Consider the following 17,502-nt stretch of genomic DNA (forward strand, 5'->3'; position numbering starts at 1 on the left):
GTTCTGCTGAGTGAGACTGGTAACTCAGGTGGTTTCGTGGACAACAAGCATGTCCGCGTCCAGGTCGCCGTCCGGATAGAAGCAGGCGAATTGCTGGTCTGTGGGGGCCGCAGCGGCGGCCGGTGTTGCTGTTGCCGCCGGCGTCCCGTGCCGTCCGGCGTCCGCCGCCGGCACAACGGTGGCCAGCACCGGTTCCAGCGTCAGGCATTTCTCCTGCCTGGCCGGTGGCAGTGCCGCAAACACCGGGCAGCGGGTGGCGAAGTTGCACCCTGCAGGAGCTTCGAGCGGCGAGGGCAGGTCCCCCCGCAGGATGATACGTTCCCGGGTGCGTTCCACGCCGGGGTCCGGGACCGGAATCGCGGAGAGCAGGGCCCGGGTGTACGGGTGCCGCGGGTTGTCGAACACGCTGTCCACGTCCCCGATTTCCACGATCTTGCCCAGATACATCACTGCCACACGGTTGGAGATGTGCCGCACCACGGACAGGTCGTGGGCCACCATCAGGTAGCTCAGTCCGAGTTCGGCGCGGAGCTGGTCCAGGAGGTTGATAACACCGGCCTGGACTGACACGTCCAGAGCGGATACCGGCTCGTCCAGGACTACCAGTTTGGGATTCACGGCAAGGGCCCGCGCGATGCCGATCCGCTGCCGCTGGCCGCCGGAGAACTGGTTGGGGAAGCGGTTGACGTGATCGGGCTGGAGGCCCACGAGTTCCATCAGCTCCATGATCCGCTCCCGGATCCGGGGTTTGGCCATGCCGGCATTTTCAAGCGGTTCGGACAATACCTCAAAGACGGTGAAGCGGGGGTCGAGGGCGCCGGTTGGGTCCTGGAACACCATCTGCAGTTCCTTGCGCATGGCGCTTTTGGTTTTGGCGTTGGAGGCTTCCTTGTTGCTGAGGCCGCCGATGACCACCTCGCCGTCCTGGTCCTTGTGGAATTCCATGATTTCCAGCAACGTCGTGGTCTTTCCGCAGCCGGACTCGCCGACGATCGAGAAGCACTCCCCCTCTCGGATGTCGAAGCTCAACCCGTCGACAGCCTTGACAGTGCCGATCCGGCGCTTGAGTAAGGCCCCCTTCATCAGCGGGAAGTGCTTCTTGACGTCCCTGAGCTCCAGCACGGTCCGGCGCTGTTCGCGCGGGATCGCGTCGAAGCGGGAGACCGGCACCGCCGGAGCCCGGAAGATCTCATGGACGTCCACTTCGAGGCCCAAAGAGTCGGTCTTGATACAGGCGGCCAGGTGCGGCAGGCCGCCGGTCTGGTTGTCCCCGGCGACCGGCCACAGCTCCGGCTCGCCCTGCAGGCAGGCATCGCTGGCTAGTGGGCAGCGCGGCGCGAAAGAACAACCCGTGGGGGTGTGGATGAGGTTCGGCGGGATGCCCTCGATCGGCACCAGCGAGGACTTCTCGGCCGTGTCGACGCGTGGCACTGCGCCCAGCAAGCCCATTGTGTAGGGCATTCGCGGGTTGTAGTAGATCTCGTCAACGCTGCCGGTTTCCACGGGTTTGCCGGCATACATCACCATGATGTCGTCCGCCATGCCGGCGACCACGCCGAGGTCGTGTGTGATCATCACAACGGCGGCGCCGGTTTCCTCCTGCGCGGTGTGGAGGACTTCAAGGACCTGCGCCTGGATGGTGACGTCGAGCGCCGTCGTCGGTTCATCGGCGATCAGCACGCGGGGGTTGTTCGCGATGGCGATGGCGATCATCACACGCTGGCGCATACCGCCGGAGAACTCATGCGGGAAGGCCTTGAGCCGGTCCTTCGGGCTGGGAATACCCACCATGCCCAGCAGTTCGACGGCGCGCGCTTCCTTGGCCTGCCGGCTCATGGTGGGGTTGTGGACGGTCAGCGCTTCGACGATCTGGTTGCCCACCGAGTAGACCGGCGTCAGGGAGGACAACGGGTCCTGGAAGACCATGGCGATTTCGTTGCCGCGGTACTGGCACATGGCCTTGTCACTGAGACCCAGCAGTTCGGTGCCCTGGAGCCGGACCGAACCGGTGATCTCGGCCGTCGGGGGCAGCAGGCCCATGATTGCCATGGAGGTGACGGACTTTCCGGAGCCGGACTCGCCCACGATGCCCAGCGTCTTGCCGGCCCTGAGGTCAAAGTCGATGCCACGGACGGCGTGCACCACCCCGTTCTCCGTGTTGAAGCGCACCTTCAGGTCCCGGACGGAGAGCACCGCGTCCGCGGGCCCGTGCAGCCCGGCAACATGCAGACGCTCGACGGCGGAGAGGTCGGCCGATTCGGGGCTGGCGGTCATTTCGTGGCTCATGTGGTCTTCTTCTTCTTGGCATTGCCAACGGAGCTGGAGCTGGGATCGAATGCGTCGCGCAAGCCGTCGTTCATCATGGCAAGCGAACCGGTCAGCAGGAACATCACGGTCAGCGGGACCCAAAACATCCACGGGAAGGTGGAGACCTGGGAGGTGGCCTGCCCGATCAGCACACCCAGGCTGACATCCGGGACCTTGATGCCGATACCGATGAAGGAGAAGGCAACCTCGGCCAGGATCGCCCCGGTGATGCCGCGGGTGATGTCCAGGACCAGCAGCGAGCCGATGTTCGGGACCAGGTGCCGCCAAACGATCCGCCGAGGCGGGATCCCCATGTACTGGGCGGCCTTGACGAAGTCGCGTGACATCAGGGACATCGAGAGCGAGCGGATGAGGCGGGCGGTTCCCATCCAGCTGAAGACCAGCAGGACGATAATCAGCAGCAGCCAACTCGGCAAGGACTGCTGCAGTCCGTTGCCGCCACCGCTCGTGGCCACGGCGACGACCAGCAGCGCCGGCATCATGATCAGGGCTTCGAGGATGAACAGCATCACCTTGTCCACCTTCCCGCCGAAATAGGCCATGGTGCAGCCGTACACGGCGGCGATCAGCACGGAGACGAGGCCAACGACGAGGCCGATCAGGATGGAGATCCGGGTGCCCTCCACGGTCAGGGCGTAGAGGTCGATCCCGGCCTGGGAGGTACCAAGCAGGTGTTCGGACGACGGCGGCATTCCAATGTTGAACGCATCGATAGTCTCCTTGTCCCAGCTGGTGAAGAAGCCGCCAATGAAGGAGAACAGCGTCAGGGCCAAGAAGACGGCCAGGCCAACGACGGCTGTTTTGTTCCGCAGGAAGCGGCGAAGGATGATCGAGGACTTCGCGATGACAACATCGCTGTTTTCGATCTTCGCCTCGCTGGCAACGGCGGCCGGGTCGGTCGTATTGAGGTTTGTCATGTTTACTGCACCCGCACTCTCGGGTCGACAAGCGTGGTGGCGAAGTCCGCGAGGATCGCGCCGATCGCGAAGATCACGGAGCCGTAGGCGAGCGTGGCCGTCGCGGCGTTGACATCCTGCAAGGCAATCGCGTCGATGCTCCAGGAGCCGACGCCGTGCCAGGCGAAGATCTTCTCGGCGAAGAAACCGCCGGCGAAGATGGCAGGGATGGTGAAGGCAATGCTCTGCGCCACAGGGATGAAGGAAACCCGCAGGGCATGCCGGCTGATGGCCTGGTTGCGGGTCAGCCCCTTGGCGCGTGCAGTCCGGACAAAGTCGGCGTTGACATTGTCCAGGAGGTACTGGCGCTGCGCGATCTGGTAAGTGCCCCAACCCACGATGGTGATAGCGAAGGTGGGCACCGCGTAGTGGGCCAGCATGTCGATGAATTGGGCCCAGCCGCTGCCGTCCAGCCCGGGCGTGGAGATGCCGGTGACGAAGAAAATGCGTTCGCCCACCGTCTCGTTGATGTTGATGGCACCGAGCTGCACCAGGAAGTAAGCGATCGGTGCGGGCACGATGTACACGAGGTAGCTGTAAGAGGTAATGACCCGGTCCGAGGCTTTGTATTGCCGTGCTGCCGTGTACACACCCAGTGCGACGCCGATGATCAGGGTCAGGATGATGGAGGCCAGGAAGAGCCGGGTCGAGATCCAGACCCGATCGCCGAATTCTGCGTTGATAAAGGCGCCGTTGGGGCTGCGTCCCCAGTCCCAGCGGGTGACGATCGCGGTGAGCCACTCAACGTAGCGGTCCCAGGCGCTGAGCGCCGGGTCCAGGCCCTTGAGGCGGAAGGAGTTGGCCACCTGCTCGGGGGTGGGCCTTGGGATCCGCTCCTGCTCCAGCAGTGCCGGCTTCAAGGTATTTACGGCCAGGAAATATCCTGCCGTGGTGGTCAGGAAGATCATAAAGACGTATGTGAGAGCACGTTTGGCGAGGTATCGGAGCATGGGACGACTAGTTCTGGATCGCCGTTGCCTGCGCGGCGCGTGCCGGGGCGGGGCCGGCAGCAGCAGCCTCGCCGCGTGCAGGAATATGAAAAGTAGTCACAACTAGATCCTTCCCTAGTCCCTATCCGGCAGGGGATTACCGCTGCTGATCCGGGATCCGGGCCAGTGGGTATCTGGCCATCCGCAGGCCGTGAGGCAAGTCCGTGTGGACTATGTTGCGGATCACATTCCAGAGGAAACTATCACATGGACTCCTCCCCCGGACGACCTGCCCCGCAGTTCCCCGGGGCAGGTATCAGATCGTTATGAATAACTCCCGGGAATTGATTTGGGTTTCCCGCCGGGGTGGGGTTCCGGTTGGGGTTGGGCCCCGCGCACGATGCGCGAAACGAGATCCCGCCAGGAATCGGCGAGTCGCGCGGGGGAAATCCCGTTCACACGGACGGCATGAAGGAGACGCTCGGGTTCCAGGACGGCACTCAATGAGGTGGCCATCAGCCAAGGGTCAGCCGTAACGCCCGCGTCCCGCAGGAGCACCTCCAGGTGCCGATGCCAGAGCGCCGCCGCGGGGACGTCGAACCGGTTGGGTGCCGAGATGTCCGCAGCCCTTGCCAGCTCGCCGAATTCCAATACCCAGGCAATGCGCTCCCCGCCACAGGCGATCAGCCGCTCCAGCGGCGGAGCCCCGGGTCCCAGCGGTGGCGGGCCAAACATAAAGCGCTGCTGGAACGCGGCCTCCGCATCACTGAGCAGGGTCATCATGAGCCCTGCCCGGCTGCCGAACCGCCGGAACACGGTCCCCTTCCCCACACCGGCCCGCTGGGCCAGGGCGCCCATGGTCAAGCCGTCCGCCCCACACTCGTCGACGAGCTCGCGGGCGGCCCGCAACAGCAGCCCGCGGTTCCGGGCGGCATCGCGGCGTTCGGACTCCACGCCGGGACGGATAGGGATCAGGCTCACACCCCACATCCTAGCCCCGGGGAATATAAGCGGACCGCAGTCCGTTTTCAATCGTAAGGGCCGGAACCGGCCTCATCTGTTCAGCCAGCCGCAGGATGGTCCGCGGCGCGACATCTAGGAGTCCACATGTCCAAGAACACCGTCCTCACCCTGGTCGGCAGCTTGCGCGCCGGATCCACGAACCAGCAGCTGGCTGAAGCAATCCAGCTGAACGCCCCGGAAAATGTTGAAGTTCTGATCCACGACAGCCTGGGCAACATACCCTTCTACAACGAGGACATCGACGTTGAAGGCCAGGTTCCCGCCGCCGCGGCCGCCCTGCGTGCCGCTGCCAACGCCGCCGACACCCTGCTGCTGGTAACGCCGGAGCACAACGGCACGGTTCCCGCCTCGCTCAAAAACGCCATCGACTGGCTGTCCCGCCCCTTCGGCGCAGGCGCCCTGAGCGGCAAGCCGACCGCCGTCGTCGGAACCGCCTTCGGCCAGTTCGGCGGAGTCTGGGCCCAGGACGAGGCCCGCAAGGCCGCCGGAATCGCCGGCGCCCGGATCCTCGACACCGTCAAGCTGGCCGTGCCGGGCTCCATGGTCCGTTTCGCCGAGATCCACCCGAAGGATGACGCCGAGGTTGTCGAGCAGATCAAGGCCGTCTTCGATGCGCTGGACGAATCCCGCGCGGTCTCCGCAGCATAGCTCCAGCCCCGCCCTTCATCCTTGACGTCCCCGGCAGGCCCTGCCGGGGACATTCTGCGTCCGGCCGGGAATACTGCGGCTTCGGGCGACCTTGTGAACAATCGTTGCCTCCAAGACAACACGGGTTGTACGCTGGGACTGTGACCCACGAAACACTTGACACCGCAGAAGCACTTCCGGCCGAGGCCATTGACGCAATCGAACGTGCGGCATCGTCCGCCCACCGCCACGAGGATCTGTTCTCGGAGCGCGCAGCAAATATCAAGCAATCGGCAGTCCGGGATGTCTTCGACATCTCGATGCGCCCCGGCCTCGTCTCGCTGGCCGGCGGCAGCCCGTACCTGCAGTCGCTGCCCCTGGCACGGCTCGGCGAGACCGCCGCGAAGATCATCGCGGAACAGGGTATGACCGCACTGCAATACGGCGGCGGGCAAGGCACCGAGGAACTCCGCAGCCAGATCTGCGAAGTGATGGCCGCGGAGGGAATCCTGGACGCCAGACCCGAAAACGTGGTGATCACCGCCGGCTCGCAGTCAGCGCAGGACGTTGCGACCAAGGTCTTCTGCAACCCCGGCGACGTTGTTCTCGTTGAGGATCCCACCTACGTCGGCGCCCTCAACACCTTCGAGGCCTACCAGGTCGAGGTCGCCACCGTACCCATGGACGGTGATGGCATCGTCCCCGATCTGCTGGAGGCCAAGATCGCCGCTCTGCAGACGGCGGGCAAGAGCATCAAGTTTTTGTACACCATTCCAAGCTTCAACAACCCCTCAGGGGTAACACTGTCCGCGGAGCGGCGGCAACAGGTCGTGGATATATGCCGCAATGCGAATATTTTGGTGCTTGAGGACAACCCTTACGGGCTGCTCCGGTTCGACGGCAAGCCCCTCATCCCGCTGCGGGCCGCCAACCCGGACGACGTAATCTACATGGGGTCCTTCTCGAAAATCTTTGCACCGGGGCTCCGGATCGGTTGGGCGCTCGTCCCGGCGCACCTACAGCGCCGCTATTACCTGGCTTCAGAGGCTGTCACACTATGCCCGCCAACCCTGAACCAGATGCTCGTCTCCGCCTATCTCCGGGACTACGACTGGCGCGGCCAGATCGAGACCTACCGGGGCCTCTACCAGGAGCGCTGCACCGCAATGCTGGCCGCCTTGGATGAGTTCATGCCGCCGGGCGTGAGCTGGACCCGGCCGGAGGGCGGCTTCTTCGTTTGGGTGACCCTGCCCGAGGGCGTAGACACCTATCCCCTGCTGGCAAAAGCGATTAACGCCGGGGTGGTCTTTATTCCTGGGGCTGCCTTCACCCATTCCGATGAGCCATCCCACAAGATTCGACTCGCCTTTAGTGCGGTCCCGCCGGAATCCATCCGCGAAGGCGTCCGGCGGCTGGCGCCGGTCCTGCGCGAAGCGATCGTTGCGGGGTAGCCTGAATCATCGGCCCATGGCCACAGAAGTTTGTTGACCTCAAAGGAGCATTCATGACCGGAATTATTGTTGTCGGCGTCGATGGCAGCGAGACTGCCCTGAAAGCCGCGCACACTGCCCGTGACCTGGCCGCCATTCAAGGGGCCACCCTTCACGTGGTCAGTGCGTTCGACAGCGACCGGACCGAAGTCTTCGGCAGCGGCAGCGACAAATTCATTGTCTCCGATGCGGGTGAAGCCGAGAAGGTCGCCCGACGGGTCGCCGACAGCCTCCGGACGCCGGCATTGAACGTTACCTACGCGGCCGCCCGCGGCAAACCGGCCGAAGCCCTGATCGCCGAGGCTGACCGCTCCGGTGCGCAGATGATCGTGGTCGGCAACCGGCGGATGAAGGGACTGGGACGGGTGCTCGGCAGCGTCGCCAACTCCGTGGCGCACAACGCCCCCTGCGATGTCTACATCGCCAAGACCGACGCTTCCGACTAGGAAGCGCCGGCCAGTGGCGTCGGGCCGGGCTACCCGGCCGCCGTCCCGGAGGTCTTGAGGATCCGGCGCAGGATTTTGCCGGAAGACGACTTCGGGACGGCATCGATGAACTCGACCCGCCGGATCTTCTTGAACGGCGCCACTTTGGCCGCCACGAACTCCATGACTGCGGCCTCGTCGAGCCGCGCACCGTCGTCCCCGGGCTGGCGCACGACAAACGCCATCGGCACTTCCTGGCCGTCGGCGTCGGACGTGCCGATCACGGCGGCGTCCGCGATGCCGGGGTGGGTGAGGAGCAGCGCCTCCAGTTCCGCCGGCGCGATCTGATAGCCCTTGTACTTGATCAGCTCCTTGAGCCGGTCCACGATGGTGACCACTCCGTCGGCACGGACGGTGGCAATGTCCCCGGTATGCAGGAAGCCGTCCGGGTCGAGAGTGTCCGCCGTTTCCTCCGGCCGGTTAAGGTAGCCGAGCATCACGTTCGGTCCGCGGCACAACAAGTGACCGGGGGCGCTGACGCCCTCGTTGGGCACCTCGATCTCCTCCCCTGTGGCCGGGTCCAGCAGCCGGCAGTCCATGTTCGGGACCGTAAAGCCCACCGAGCTGACGGGGACGTCGGCGGCGTCCACCGGGATCAAGTGGGACACGGGGCTCATCTCGGTCATGCCGTAGCCCTGCAGCACACGGCAGCCTAGTCGTTCGCCCAATTTCACGCCGAGATCGCCATCCAGCGGCGCGGCTCCGGAAAGCGTCGTGTGGACGGAACTCAGATCGTAATCAGCCACCAGCGGGTGTTTGGACAAGGCCACAGCCACGGGCGGGGCGATGAACAGGTAACTGCATTTCTGGTCCTGAATGATGCGCAGGAACTCGGTCAGTTCAAACTTCGGCATTGTCACCAGGCATGCCCGCTGCAACAACGCCAAGTTCAGCAGCACGGTCAGCCCGTAAATGTGGAAGAACGGCAGCAGCGCCAGCAAGCGGTCCTCCGGAGCGACCTTCAGCAGTCCGCGGGACTGCGCAGCGTTGGCAATCAAGTTCCGGTGGCTGAGCATCACACCCTTGGGCCGGCCGGTGGTGCCGGAGGAGTACGGCATAACGGCCACGTGGGTGGCGGAATCGAAGGTGACTTGCGGAGCCGGCGCGCCGGAGCTGAGCAGATCCTGCAGCGAGGGATGTCCGGGGGCGCCGTCGAGGACGACGAGGCGCTCTGCCGGGATACCGGCGCGGGCGGCAGCTTCCCGGGCTGCCGGGAGCAAAGCGGAGACGGTGAACAGCCACTCCGCGCCGGCGTCGGCCAACTGGAGCGCGATTTCGTCCGCCGTGTAGAGCGAGTTGACTGTGGTTACCGTCGCGCCGGCCCGCAACAGCCCGTGGAAAACGACGGCGAACGCCGGGACGTTGGGGCACAGGATGGCCGCGACACCGTGGACGCCCAGTCCTTGGGCCGCGACGGCTCCGGCCACGGCGTCGATCTGCGCGACGAGGCTCCGGTAACTCATTTCCGCGCCGCTCACGCCGTCGACAAGGGCGATCCGTTCCAGGTCGGCCTCCTCCAGGCCGCCGAAGAGGTACTCATAAAGGCTTACGTCGGGAATTTCCACATCGGGGAACGGGCTCGAAAACACGCAATATCTCCTTTGATCCGCGTCCGCACGGTTGGCGGCGGCTGGTGCAACTCTAATGCCGCCGGCCGGCCCTGGACAGGAACTGTGTTGAGCCGCGTCACTGCCCTCCGTGGCTAGCCTCACGCTGATTCCGGCCGGGCGCAGCATCGGCACGGCGGTAAAATTGGAGCTGCCCCCACCGGCGTGGACATCCAACTTTCTCACTTGGGGGACCACAATGCCCACTCTTCAGCGCCGCCAGCTCGTTGGCCACGACATACTCCTGGCCCGTCACGGCAACCACATCAGCACCATGCGGGTGGACCGCGGGGCCGGCCGGGTTATCGCTTTTTTGGACGACGGCTCCACCGACAGTGCACCCAACGTCATCTCCCCCGGGCTCCGGATGCCGGACACCATCCGGAGCGTCCTGCGCGAGGACTGGAAGTTCTTCGCTGTGGTCACCGCGTGCACCTCCGGCTTCGCCGCGGTGATGATGGCGGCCGCCGCCGCCCTGGCCGGGATCAGCGGGGATCCGGGCCTGGCCGCGATGCTGTCGAGCTACTCGGGCACCTAGCACCCACGGGGCTCAGTCGAGCAGGAGGGCGGGCTCTTCCAGGATCGCCGCCACGTCGGCCATAAACCGCGCCGAGAGGTCGCCGTCGACCACCCGGTGGTCGAACGAGCCGCCGAGCGTTGTAATCCAGCGCGGAATCACTTCGCCGTCGAGGACCCAGGGCTTCTGCTTAATGGTGCCAAAAGCCACGATCGCCACCTCGCCCGGGTTGATGATCGGTGTGCCCGTGTCGATGCCGAGGGCCCCGATGTTGGTGACCGTCAAGGTCCCACCTTGCATCTGGGCGGGCTGGGTCTTTCCGGCCCGGGCAGTGGTCGCAAGGTCATTCAGGGCCAGGGCCAGCTCTTTTAGCGACAGGTCCTGGGCGTTCTTGATGTTCGGGACCATCAGGCCACGGGGCGTTGCCGCCGCAATTCCCAAATTCATAAAGTGCTTGACATGGATCTCGGCGGAGTCGCTGCCGTCCTGGTTGTCCACCCAGGTTGCGTTGACGCTCGGGTTCCTTGCCGCCGCCCAGATGACCGCCTTGGCGAGGATCAGGAGCGGGGAAACCTTGATGCCTTCAAAATCACGGGAGGCCTTGAGCCGTTTGACGAACTCCATGGTCCGGCTGGCGTCGACGTCGACAAAGATGCTGACGTGCGGGGCCGCAAAGGCCGACTCGACCATGGCCCGCGCGGTGGCCTTGCGGACGCCCTTGACCGGAATCCGCTCGATCCGCCGTTCCTGCGGGCTGCCCGTCCTGCCCCAGAAAGTGTCCGCCTTATCCAGTTCCGCGTCGCGCTGGGACTGGTAACTGACCAGGTCTTCGCGGGTCACTTCGCCGCGGGCCCCGGTGGGGACGACGTCGGCCAGATCGATGCCAAGGTCGCGGGCAATCTTTCGCACCGGAGGCTTGGCCAGAACCCGGCTGACCAGGCCTGTGATGGCCCCGCCGAGGGTGGGACGCTGATCCGGCGCGGCAGCCGCGGCCGGGCGTTCGGCGTGCGCGACGACTTCCGGACTGATCCAGATGTCGTGGCTCTCGACCGGCTCAGCCAGCGCTGCCGGTTCTGCGGCCGGGGCCGCGGACACCGCCTGCCTGGCTGCCGGCGGGGCAACCCGCCGGCGGCGCTTGACGGCGTCGGCCTTGGGACCGGAACCCACCAGGGGACCGGCGGCCGGGCGGCCGTCCGATTCGACGGCGTCGAGCGTGTCCTCCGCCAGCGTGCCGTAAAGCGGCGCATCGGGAGCCGTCGGTTCTGGAGCCGTCGGTTTGGGGGCCGGCGCGCCGGCAGCAGCCTGGGCGTCGGTCACGCTGATGATCGCGGTTCCGACGTCTACCGTCAGTCCCTCCGCGACCAGGAGTTCGGTGACGGTACCAGCGAACGGCGAGGGCAGCTCGACCAGGGATTTTGCCGTCTCGATTTCGCAGAGGACATCGTTGATGGCCACCGTGTCGCCGGGCTTAACCTTCCAGGCGACGATCTCGGCCTCGGTCAGTCCTTCGCCCACATCGGGGAGGTTGAACTTGTGGAGAGTCATGTTGTCCTTGTTGGGAGAAGGCGCCTCAGCGGGAAGCGGCCGGGAGGGAAGGGCTCAGTCAGTAGGAGAGGGCACGGTCCAGTGCCTCAAGGATCCGGTCGATGTCCGGCAGGTAGTCTTCCTCCACCTTGGCCACCGGGTAGGGCATGTGGAAGCCGCCGACGCGGATCACAGGCGCCTCGAGGGAGTGGAAGGCGCGCTCACTGACCCGGGCCGCGATTTCGCCGCCGATGCCGCCGAAGGTGGGAGCCTCGTGGGCCACGATCAGCCGGCCGGTCTTCTTAACGGAGTCCGTGACGGTGTCGAAGTCGATTGGCGAAATGGAACGGAGGTCGATCACCTCGACGCTGTGACCGTCCTCGGCGGCGGCATTGGCGGCCGCGAGGGCCACCGGCACCAGCGGGCCGTAGACAACCACTGTGGCGTCCGTGCCCTCGCGGAGGACATGGGCCTTAAACGGGTCTGCGGAGGCGCCGGGGGAACCGGTGTCGACCTCGCCCTTGAGCCAGTAGCGGCGTTTGGGTTCGAAAACAATCACAGGGTCCTGGCACTCGACTGCCTGCTGGATCATCCAGTAGGCGTCGTGCGGGTTCGACGGGGTGATGATGCGCAGTCCGGCGGTATGGGCGAACAATGCCTCCGGGGACTCCGAGTGGTGTTCGATCGAGCCGATGCCGCCGCCATAAGGGATCCTGATGACAACGGGTACCGTCAGGTTGCCGTTGCTGCGGGCACGCATTTTGGCCAGCTGCGTGGTGATCTGGTTGAAGCCCGGAAAGACGAACCCGTCGAACTGGATTTCACAGATGGGCAGGTACCCGCGCAGGGACAACCCGATCGCGGTACCTACGATGCCGGACTCCGCCAGCGGGGTGTCCACCACGCGGTCGGCACCGAATTCGGCGATCAGGCCGTCGGTGACGCGGTATACGCCGCCCAGGGGCCCAATGTCCTCGCCCATCAGCAGTGACCGGGGGTGGTCCGTCAACGTTGCTCGGAGGCCTTCATTGATGGCCTTGGCAATGGTCATGGTGGTCATCAGTTGGCACCTTCTGCCGGGGCCGCCGAATCGTCGGCGAAGCCTGCGCTGTACTCCTCGAACCAGGCCAGTTCCTCGGCCACCAGCGGGTGGGCTTCCACGTAGGTGTTGGCGAAGGCGGTCCGGATGTCAGGGGTTTCCAGGTCGTGGGTGGTTTTTCGGACATACGCGGCGAGATCGTCGCCGTCGGCCTTGACCTGAGCGAAGAATGCCTCGTCGGCGAAGCCTTCTGCGCGCAGGTACTTCTCCAGCCGTTCCAGCGGATCCTTGGCCCGCCACCGGCTTTCCTCGGCTGATTCCCGGTACTTCGTGGGATCGTCAGCCGTGGTGTGCGCGCCGACACGGTAGGTAAACGCCTCGATCAACACCGGGCCCTCGCCCTGGCGGGCACGTTCCAGCGCCCACTCGGTCACGGCATGGACGGCGATCACGTCGTTACCGTCCACCCGGATGCCCGGGAACCCGTAGCCTTTGGCCCGGTCGGCCAGCGGGACTCGGGTTTGCACGGAACTAGGGACGGAGATCGCCCAGTGATTGTTCTGGCAGAAAAAAACGACGGGGGCCTTATACGAGGATGCGAAGACCATGGATTCATGGACGTCGCCTTCGGAGCTGGCGCCGTCGCCGAAATAGACCATAACGGCCGCCTTGGGCTCCGGAACCTGCGACGTTGCCCCGTTCGCTGTTGCGGCGGCCGCCGCGAACTTCTGGTCGCGCTGGATTCCCATTGCGTAGCCGACCGCGTGCGGAGTCTGCGCGGCGAGGACAAGTGTGTAGAGATGAAAGTTGGTGTCCTTGGGGTTCCAGCCACCGTTGGACACCCCGCGGAACTGTCGCAGCAGCTCGGCAAGATCCACGTTGCGGGTCAGGGCGACGCCGTGTTCGCGGTAGGTGGGGAAGATGTAGTCCTGTGGCTGGCTGGCCCTGCCGGAGCCGATCTGGGCGGCTTCCTGACCGGTGAGGGGAACCCAGAGGGCCAGCTGGCCCTGGCGTTGCAGCGCAGTCGCCTCGACGTCGAAGCGGCGGATTTTCGCCATATCGGCGTAGAAGCCGCGCAGTTTTTCCGGGTCGAGCCGCTCGGCGTATTCCGAGTAGACGGGATCCGAGCCGAGCGTGCCGTCGGGGGCGAGCAACTGCACCATCGGCTCATCCGGGTCCCCCCCGTGGGCTTCGGCTTCAGCCTCGAGCTGATCCTCAATGTCGGTTCCGTCGAACTCGGTAGAGGGCAGATGTGTGGCGCCCATACCGTCTCCTTGCTTGCCGCATCCGAATGCGTCGCAATCGCTGGGATATATGCCCTGCCGGTTATGCATTCCCGGGCCGGCATATATTTTGGCTTACTGGTCCTAACTTTATCCTCAGCCGGCCAGCCTCGGCCGTTATGTTAAGCGCTAGGAACGCCGTGGCGGTTTTGTATAGATCGCACAGAGCTCAAGGAACCGGGTATTGGCGTCGGCTTCGCCGATGCTGACCCGCACACCCTCGTTGGCGAAGGCCCGGACGGAGAGGGCCCGCTCCCCTGCCAGGGCGGCAAATTCGGTGCTGTCGGGACCGAGGTCGAGCCACACGAAGTTGCCCTGCGCCTCCGGCACGAACCAGCCCAGCGACCGCAGCCCGGCCGTGACCCGGTCACGTTCGTCCACAATGCTTTGTACCCTTTCTACAACATCACCGAAGTGCTGCAGCGATGCCACGGCAGCTGTTTCGGCGATCTGGGAGACCGCGAACGGGGTGGCGGCTACGCGCAGGTGCTGCGTGAGCTCGGGGTGGGACACGCTGTACCCAACGCGCAGCCCGGCGAGGCCGTGGGCCTTTGAAAACGTCCGCAAGACAACAACGTTGGGGTACTTCCGGTACATTTCGATGCCGTCGACGGCGTGCTCGTCGCGGACGAACTCCTGGTAAGCCTCATCGATGACCACCAGGACATCCGAGGGTATCCGGTTGATGAAACGTTCGGTGTCCGCGGTGGTCAGGATCGGCCCGGTGGGGTTGTTTGGGGTGCAGAGCAGGATCATCCGGGTCCGGGCCGTCACCGCTGCGGCCATGGCGTCGAGATCGTGGCGTCCCTCACCGGTCAGCGGGATCCTGACGCTGTCTGCGCCGGCCAGGCCGACGCAGATCGGATAGGCCTCGAAGGAGCGCCAGGCGTAGATGACCTCGTCGGGCTTGCCGTCGTCGTTCTGCCCCGCGAAGGTCGTCAGGAGCTGGTTTAGCGCGCCGAGGCTGCCGGCTCCGGTGACGATGTCCTCCGCTGGAACGCCAAGGAACGCAGCGAGGGCGCCGCGCAGCTTGCTGCTCAAAGGATCCGGGTAGCGGTTGAAATCGGTCTGCGCTGCGATGGCCTGCTGCACTGCAGGAATCGGTGGCAGCGGGTTTTCATTGGAGGAAAGCTTGTAGCTGACCAGGCCTTCGACGGGGACTGGCGGCTTGCCGGCCGCGTAGCGGGGAAGGAGGTCTACCACCGGACGTGGCTTGATGCCCCCGGCCGGGTTATCTGATGAAGTCATACCAACAGCCTACGTCGGGTCTTTGCCGCGGGTGGGAGATACGGCCCCTGCCCGTGCCGCCGGGCTTATGACAGCATGGGGCCATGCGCTCCTTCATCGTACGCGTCATCATCAATGCCCTGGCCCTGGGAATCGCTTGTTGGATCCTCACCGGCCTGAACATTTCCACCGCAGGCGACGACACCCTCAGCATCGTCCTGGGCTACCTGTTCATCGGCCTGATCTTCGGCGTTGTCAACGCGGTCGTCAAGCCGATCGTCAGCCTCCTGTCATTGCCGATCACCATCCTGACCGTGGGCCTTTTCACCGTGGTCATCAACGCCGGAATGCTCTACCTGACGTCCTGGATCAGCAGCTACACCGCTGTGCATTTCACGATTGATACCTTCTTCTGGACAGCGGTTTTGGCCGCCCTTGTAATCAGCGCAGTGTCGCTCCTTGCGAGTGCCCTCCCCGCGCTCGACCGCTAGGAAGTCTGCGCGAACCCATCGGCCGGGCCTGCGCAGGCTAGGCCGCTGGCCGTTGGGTTGCCGGTCCCGTGACTTCCCCGGGGTTGCGCCGCGGCCCCGGAGCCATCGGCGCCGAGCGCCGAGGCGATGGCATAGCCTCGCGCCGGAGGGAGAACCGAGTCACCGCGGCGGGTCCGCCCGCGCCAACCACTGCCGCGAGCGCGGCTGTGGAAGCCTGCAGCGAGGGATCCCGGCTGACCGCGATGTCTCGGGCACCCTCGGCATAACGTCCCAGGTCGTGGCCCGGCCCCAGGCCCGGACCCAGCCATTCAGGTGCGGGAATCGGGCTGGTTAGCGTGACGGTCACCCGTTCCTTCGTGTCGGGGTTGGGCACTCCGTCCGCCCCGGGGACCCAATCCTGAACATGTTCCAGGTGCAGACTGCTGGCACCGCCGGCAAGTTCAATCCCGCCCACCGGGGAACCTGCCGTGAGCACAAACTTCAGCTCGTAGGCGGCCAGGAATGCCTTGTCCCGGCCAAGGTTCATGGCGTGGATACCACCCTGGCTGTAGCCGACGGCGGCCACCTGGTCTCCTGCCCCGGCGCCCGCCGCTGCCAGTGCCTGCCGGATGGCCGCTGCAGTCCCGGCCGAGTCGTACCCCAAGGCCTCAGCGATGCCTGCCGTGTCAAACGGGTTGGTCCCCTGCTGGGGCCCATCCACCTGTGTTCCGGGGATGATCACCACCCATGCCGGGTGGCCGTTGTCCTGCATGCGGAGGATCTCGATATCACCGCTGTTGCGGCCGATTGCCCCGGCCCGCAGCAGCAGTCCGGCCGGTGAGACGTCGACATCCTCCGTCCACGTTTCGCTGGCCGCGATGTGCACGGGTCGGGGCCGCAGGAACTCCAGGCCCGGGACGGCCGCCAAACCGCGGATGGCAGAGCGGACACCGGCCCCGTCGCCGGAACCGCCTGCAACGGCGGGGCCCGCCGGTAGCCCAAGCAGCAGCGCCAGCCTCCCGGGGGCCATAGCCACCTCGTCCTCCACCGTGTCGCGGAGGGTGATGGGAGGCAGACCGGCCAGCCCCCACAGCGGGAGGAAGCCCGGGCCGCTTCGGCCGATCCGCAGCAGCAAGGCGTTCCGGGCTTCGGCGAACTCATACTCACGGTGGCTCGCCCGGACCTCGCGGCAAAGCCGTTCCAATCCGATCCGGACTTGGCCCACGGCCCGGGCACCTTCCCCGACCGCGAGGATTGGCTGGCTGCCGTAGGCGTGCGGGTCGGGCTGGTACGGCAGCAGCGCGCGGCGTACCCTGCCTGTTTCCGCTTCCGCCTCCGCCAGCTCCCCGGCGATCCTCTCGAGTGCCGATGCTCCCGCCAGTAACTCCTCAAACTGGAAACTGAGCCCGCCCACGCCGCCACGGATCTGCAGCGTTCCATCCACCGGGGCAGCCGGGACAGGCGCTGCCCCGGAACCGTCCGGCGGGGCCCCGGCCATCAGTAGCCTGGCCGTCCCTGGGCCACCGCCACGCTCCCGGCATGCCGAAGCACTGCGGCCACGGCATCGTGCAATGCAATCCGGCCGTGGCGCAGGGACGCGGCCTGCACGGACAGCGCCGTCCGGTAGGCCCGGCCGGCCGGGGACTGCCAGCTTTGCAGTTCCAGCCTGACCAGATCCGCGAGCGCGGCGTCGGCGCGGTCGGCGCAGCCAGCCAGCCGGGCAGCAAGCTGCTGAACCTCATAACTGCGTGATGCGCACGCCTCGGCCTCCGCGGCCAACAAGGCCCCGGAGGATGTGCCGCCCGCACCAACGCTGATTCCGGCTGTCCCGCTGTCCATAACACCGACGCTAGGGACCCCGGTGAGCACCCGAAAGCCCCCCGCGGCGCCATGTGGACAACCGCCGGTGAAGGCGGCGCCGGGGAGGGGGAAGCTGCCGGAAGTCACATGGTTCAGCACACTTAAAGCCCGGCACGACTTCGTGAAAGAATCGGAGC

The 17,502-nt window shown here is 65.6% G+C and carries 16 protein-coding genes; 5 read left to right on the top strand and 11 right to left on the bottom strand.

The window, feature by feature from the left end; translation table 11 throughout:
• Window positions 1-24 precede the first annotated feature (24 nt).
• The 4 genes from QK287_RS10345 to QK287_RS10360 form a co-directional block, all read right to left on the bottom strand.
• Entirely contained in the window at window positions 25-2,286 is a 2,262-nt protein-coding gene (locus QK287_RS10345) for an ABC transporter ATP-binding protein (protein ID WP_282360000.1), read from the bottom strand.
• Entirely contained in the window at window positions 2,283-3,245 is a 963-nt protein-coding gene (locus QK287_RS10350) for an ABC transporter permease (protein ID WP_282360001.1), read from the bottom strand. The genes QK287_RS10345 and QK287_RS10350 overlap by 4 nt, the downstream gene beginning before the upstream one ends.
• Before the next feature lie 2 nt (window positions 3,246-3,247).
• Entirely contained in the window at window positions 3,248-4,234 is a 987-nt protein-coding gene (locus tag QK287_RS10355; protein WP_226775658.1) for an ABC transporter permease, read from the bottom strand.
• Window positions 4,235-4,537: 303 nt separating this feature from the next.
• Window positions 4,538-5,194 carry a TetR/AcrR family transcriptional regulator gene (locus QK287_RS10360; RefSeq protein WP_226775657.1) on the bottom strand — a complete coding sequence of 219 codons (657 nt, stop codon included), beginning with the start codon at window positions 5,192-5,194 and terminating at the stop codon, window positions 4,538-4,540.
• Between the two features lie 126 nt (window positions 5,195-5,320).
• On the opposite strand from QK287_RS10360, the gene QK287_RS10365 reads away from it, so the two are divergent.
• The 3 genes from QK287_RS10365 (at window position 5,321) to QK287_RS10375 (ending at window position 7,799) form a co-directional block, all read left to right on the top strand.
• Complete coding sequence (locus QK287_RS10365) at window positions 5,321-5,884, top strand: NADPH-dependent FMN reductase (RefSeq protein WP_226775656.1); 564 nt, start codon at window positions 5,321-5,323, stop codon at window positions 5,882-5,884.
• Window positions 5,885-6,024: 140 nt separating this feature from the next.
• Window positions 6,025-7,314: a PLP-dependent aminotransferase family protein gene (locus QK287_RS10370; protein WP_226775655.1), complete on the top strand. Its 1,290-nt coding sequence runs from the start codon at window positions 6,025-6,027 to the stop codon at window positions 7,312-7,314.
• Between the two features lie 53 nt (window positions 7,315-7,367).
• The gene (locus QK287_RS10375; RefSeq protein ID WP_282360002.1) at window positions 7,368-7,799 is read left to right on the top strand and encodes a universal stress protein; all 432 of its coding nucleotides are present in this window, start codon (window positions 7,368-7,370) and stop codon (window positions 7,797-7,799) included.
• A gap of 29 nt (window positions 7,800-7,828) precedes the next feature.
• Here QK287_RS10375 and QK287_RS10380 read toward each other — a convergent pair whose 3' ends face one another.
• On the bottom strand, window positions 7,829-9,427 hold the full coding sequence (locus QK287_RS10380; protein WP_226775653.1) for an AMP-binding protein: 1,599 nt from the start codon (window positions 9,425-9,427) through the stop codon (window positions 7,829-7,831).
• Between the two features lie 217 nt (window positions 9,428-9,644).
• Here QK287_RS10380 and QK287_RS10385 point away from each other — a divergent pair, with 217 nt between their 5' ends.
• Window positions 9,645-9,983 (top strand): hypothetical protein, encoded by a 339-nt coding sequence (locus QK287_RS10385; protein WP_253031739.1) that lies wholly within the window; start codon window positions 9,645-9,647, stop codon window positions 9,981-9,983.
• 12 nt (window positions 9,984-9,995) lie between these two features.
• On the opposite strand, the gene QK287_RS10390 is transcribed toward QK287_RS10385, so the two are convergent.
• From QK287_RS10390 to QK287_RS10405, 4 genes are all read right to left on the bottom strand, one after another.
• Entirely contained in the window at window positions 9,996-11,507 is a 1,512-nt protein-coding gene (locus QK287_RS10390; protein WP_282360003.1) for a dihydrolipoamide acetyltransferase family protein, read from the bottom strand.
• Window positions 11,508-11,565: 58 nt separating this feature from the next.
• Window positions 11,566-12,546: an alpha-ketoacid dehydrogenase subunit beta gene (locus tag QK287_RS10395; RefSeq protein ID WP_226775650.1), complete on the bottom strand. Its 981-nt coding sequence runs from the start codon at window positions 12,544-12,546 to the stop codon at window positions 11,566-11,568.
• Entirely contained in the window at window positions 12,546-13,790 is a 1,245-nt protein-coding gene (pdhA, locus tag QK287_RS10400) for a pyruvate dehydrogenase (acetyl-transferring) E1 component subunit alpha (RefSeq protein WP_282360004.1), read from the bottom strand. Before pdhA ends, QK287_RS10395 begins: the two co-directional genes overlap by 1 nt.
• Before the next feature lie 147 nt (window positions 13,791-13,937).
• Window positions 13,938-15,056: a histidinol-phosphate transaminase gene (locus tag QK287_RS10405; RefSeq protein WP_282360005.1), complete on the bottom strand. Its 1,119-nt coding sequence runs from the start codon at window positions 15,054-15,056 to the stop codon at window positions 13,938-13,940.
• A gap of 83 nt (window positions 15,057-15,139) precedes the next feature.
• Between QK287_RS10405 and QK287_RS10410 the strand changes: the two genes are divergently transcribed.
• A complete protein-coding gene (locus QK287_RS10410) occupies window positions 15,140-15,526 on the top strand; it encodes a phage holin family protein (RefSeq protein WP_282360006.1) in 387 nt (128 codons plus the stop codon).
• A gap of 37 nt (window positions 15,527-15,563) precedes the next feature.
• Here QK287_RS10410 and QK287_RS10415 read toward each other — a convergent pair whose 3' ends face one another.
• Together QK287_RS10415 and QK287_RS10420 are read right to left on the bottom strand one after the other, a co-directional pair.
• A complete protein-coding gene (locus QK287_RS10415; RefSeq protein WP_282360007.1) occupies window positions 15,564-17,003 on the bottom strand; it encodes a hypothetical protein in 1,440 nt (479 codons plus the stop codon).
• Window positions 17,003-17,344, bottom strand: coding sequence for a hypothetical protein (locus tag QK287_RS10420; protein ID WP_226775646.1), 342 nt, complete (start codon window positions 17,342-17,344; stop codon window positions 17,003-17,005). Before QK287_RS10420 ends, QK287_RS10415 begins: the two co-directional genes overlap by 1 nt.
• Between the last annotated feature and the right edge of the window lie 158 nt (window positions 17,345-17,502).

The organism is Arthrobacter sp. AL05 (assembly GCF_029960715.1).
In the GTDB taxonomy this organism is placed as follows: Bacteria; Actinomycetota; Actinomycetes; order Actinomycetales; family Micrococcaceae; genus Arthrobacter.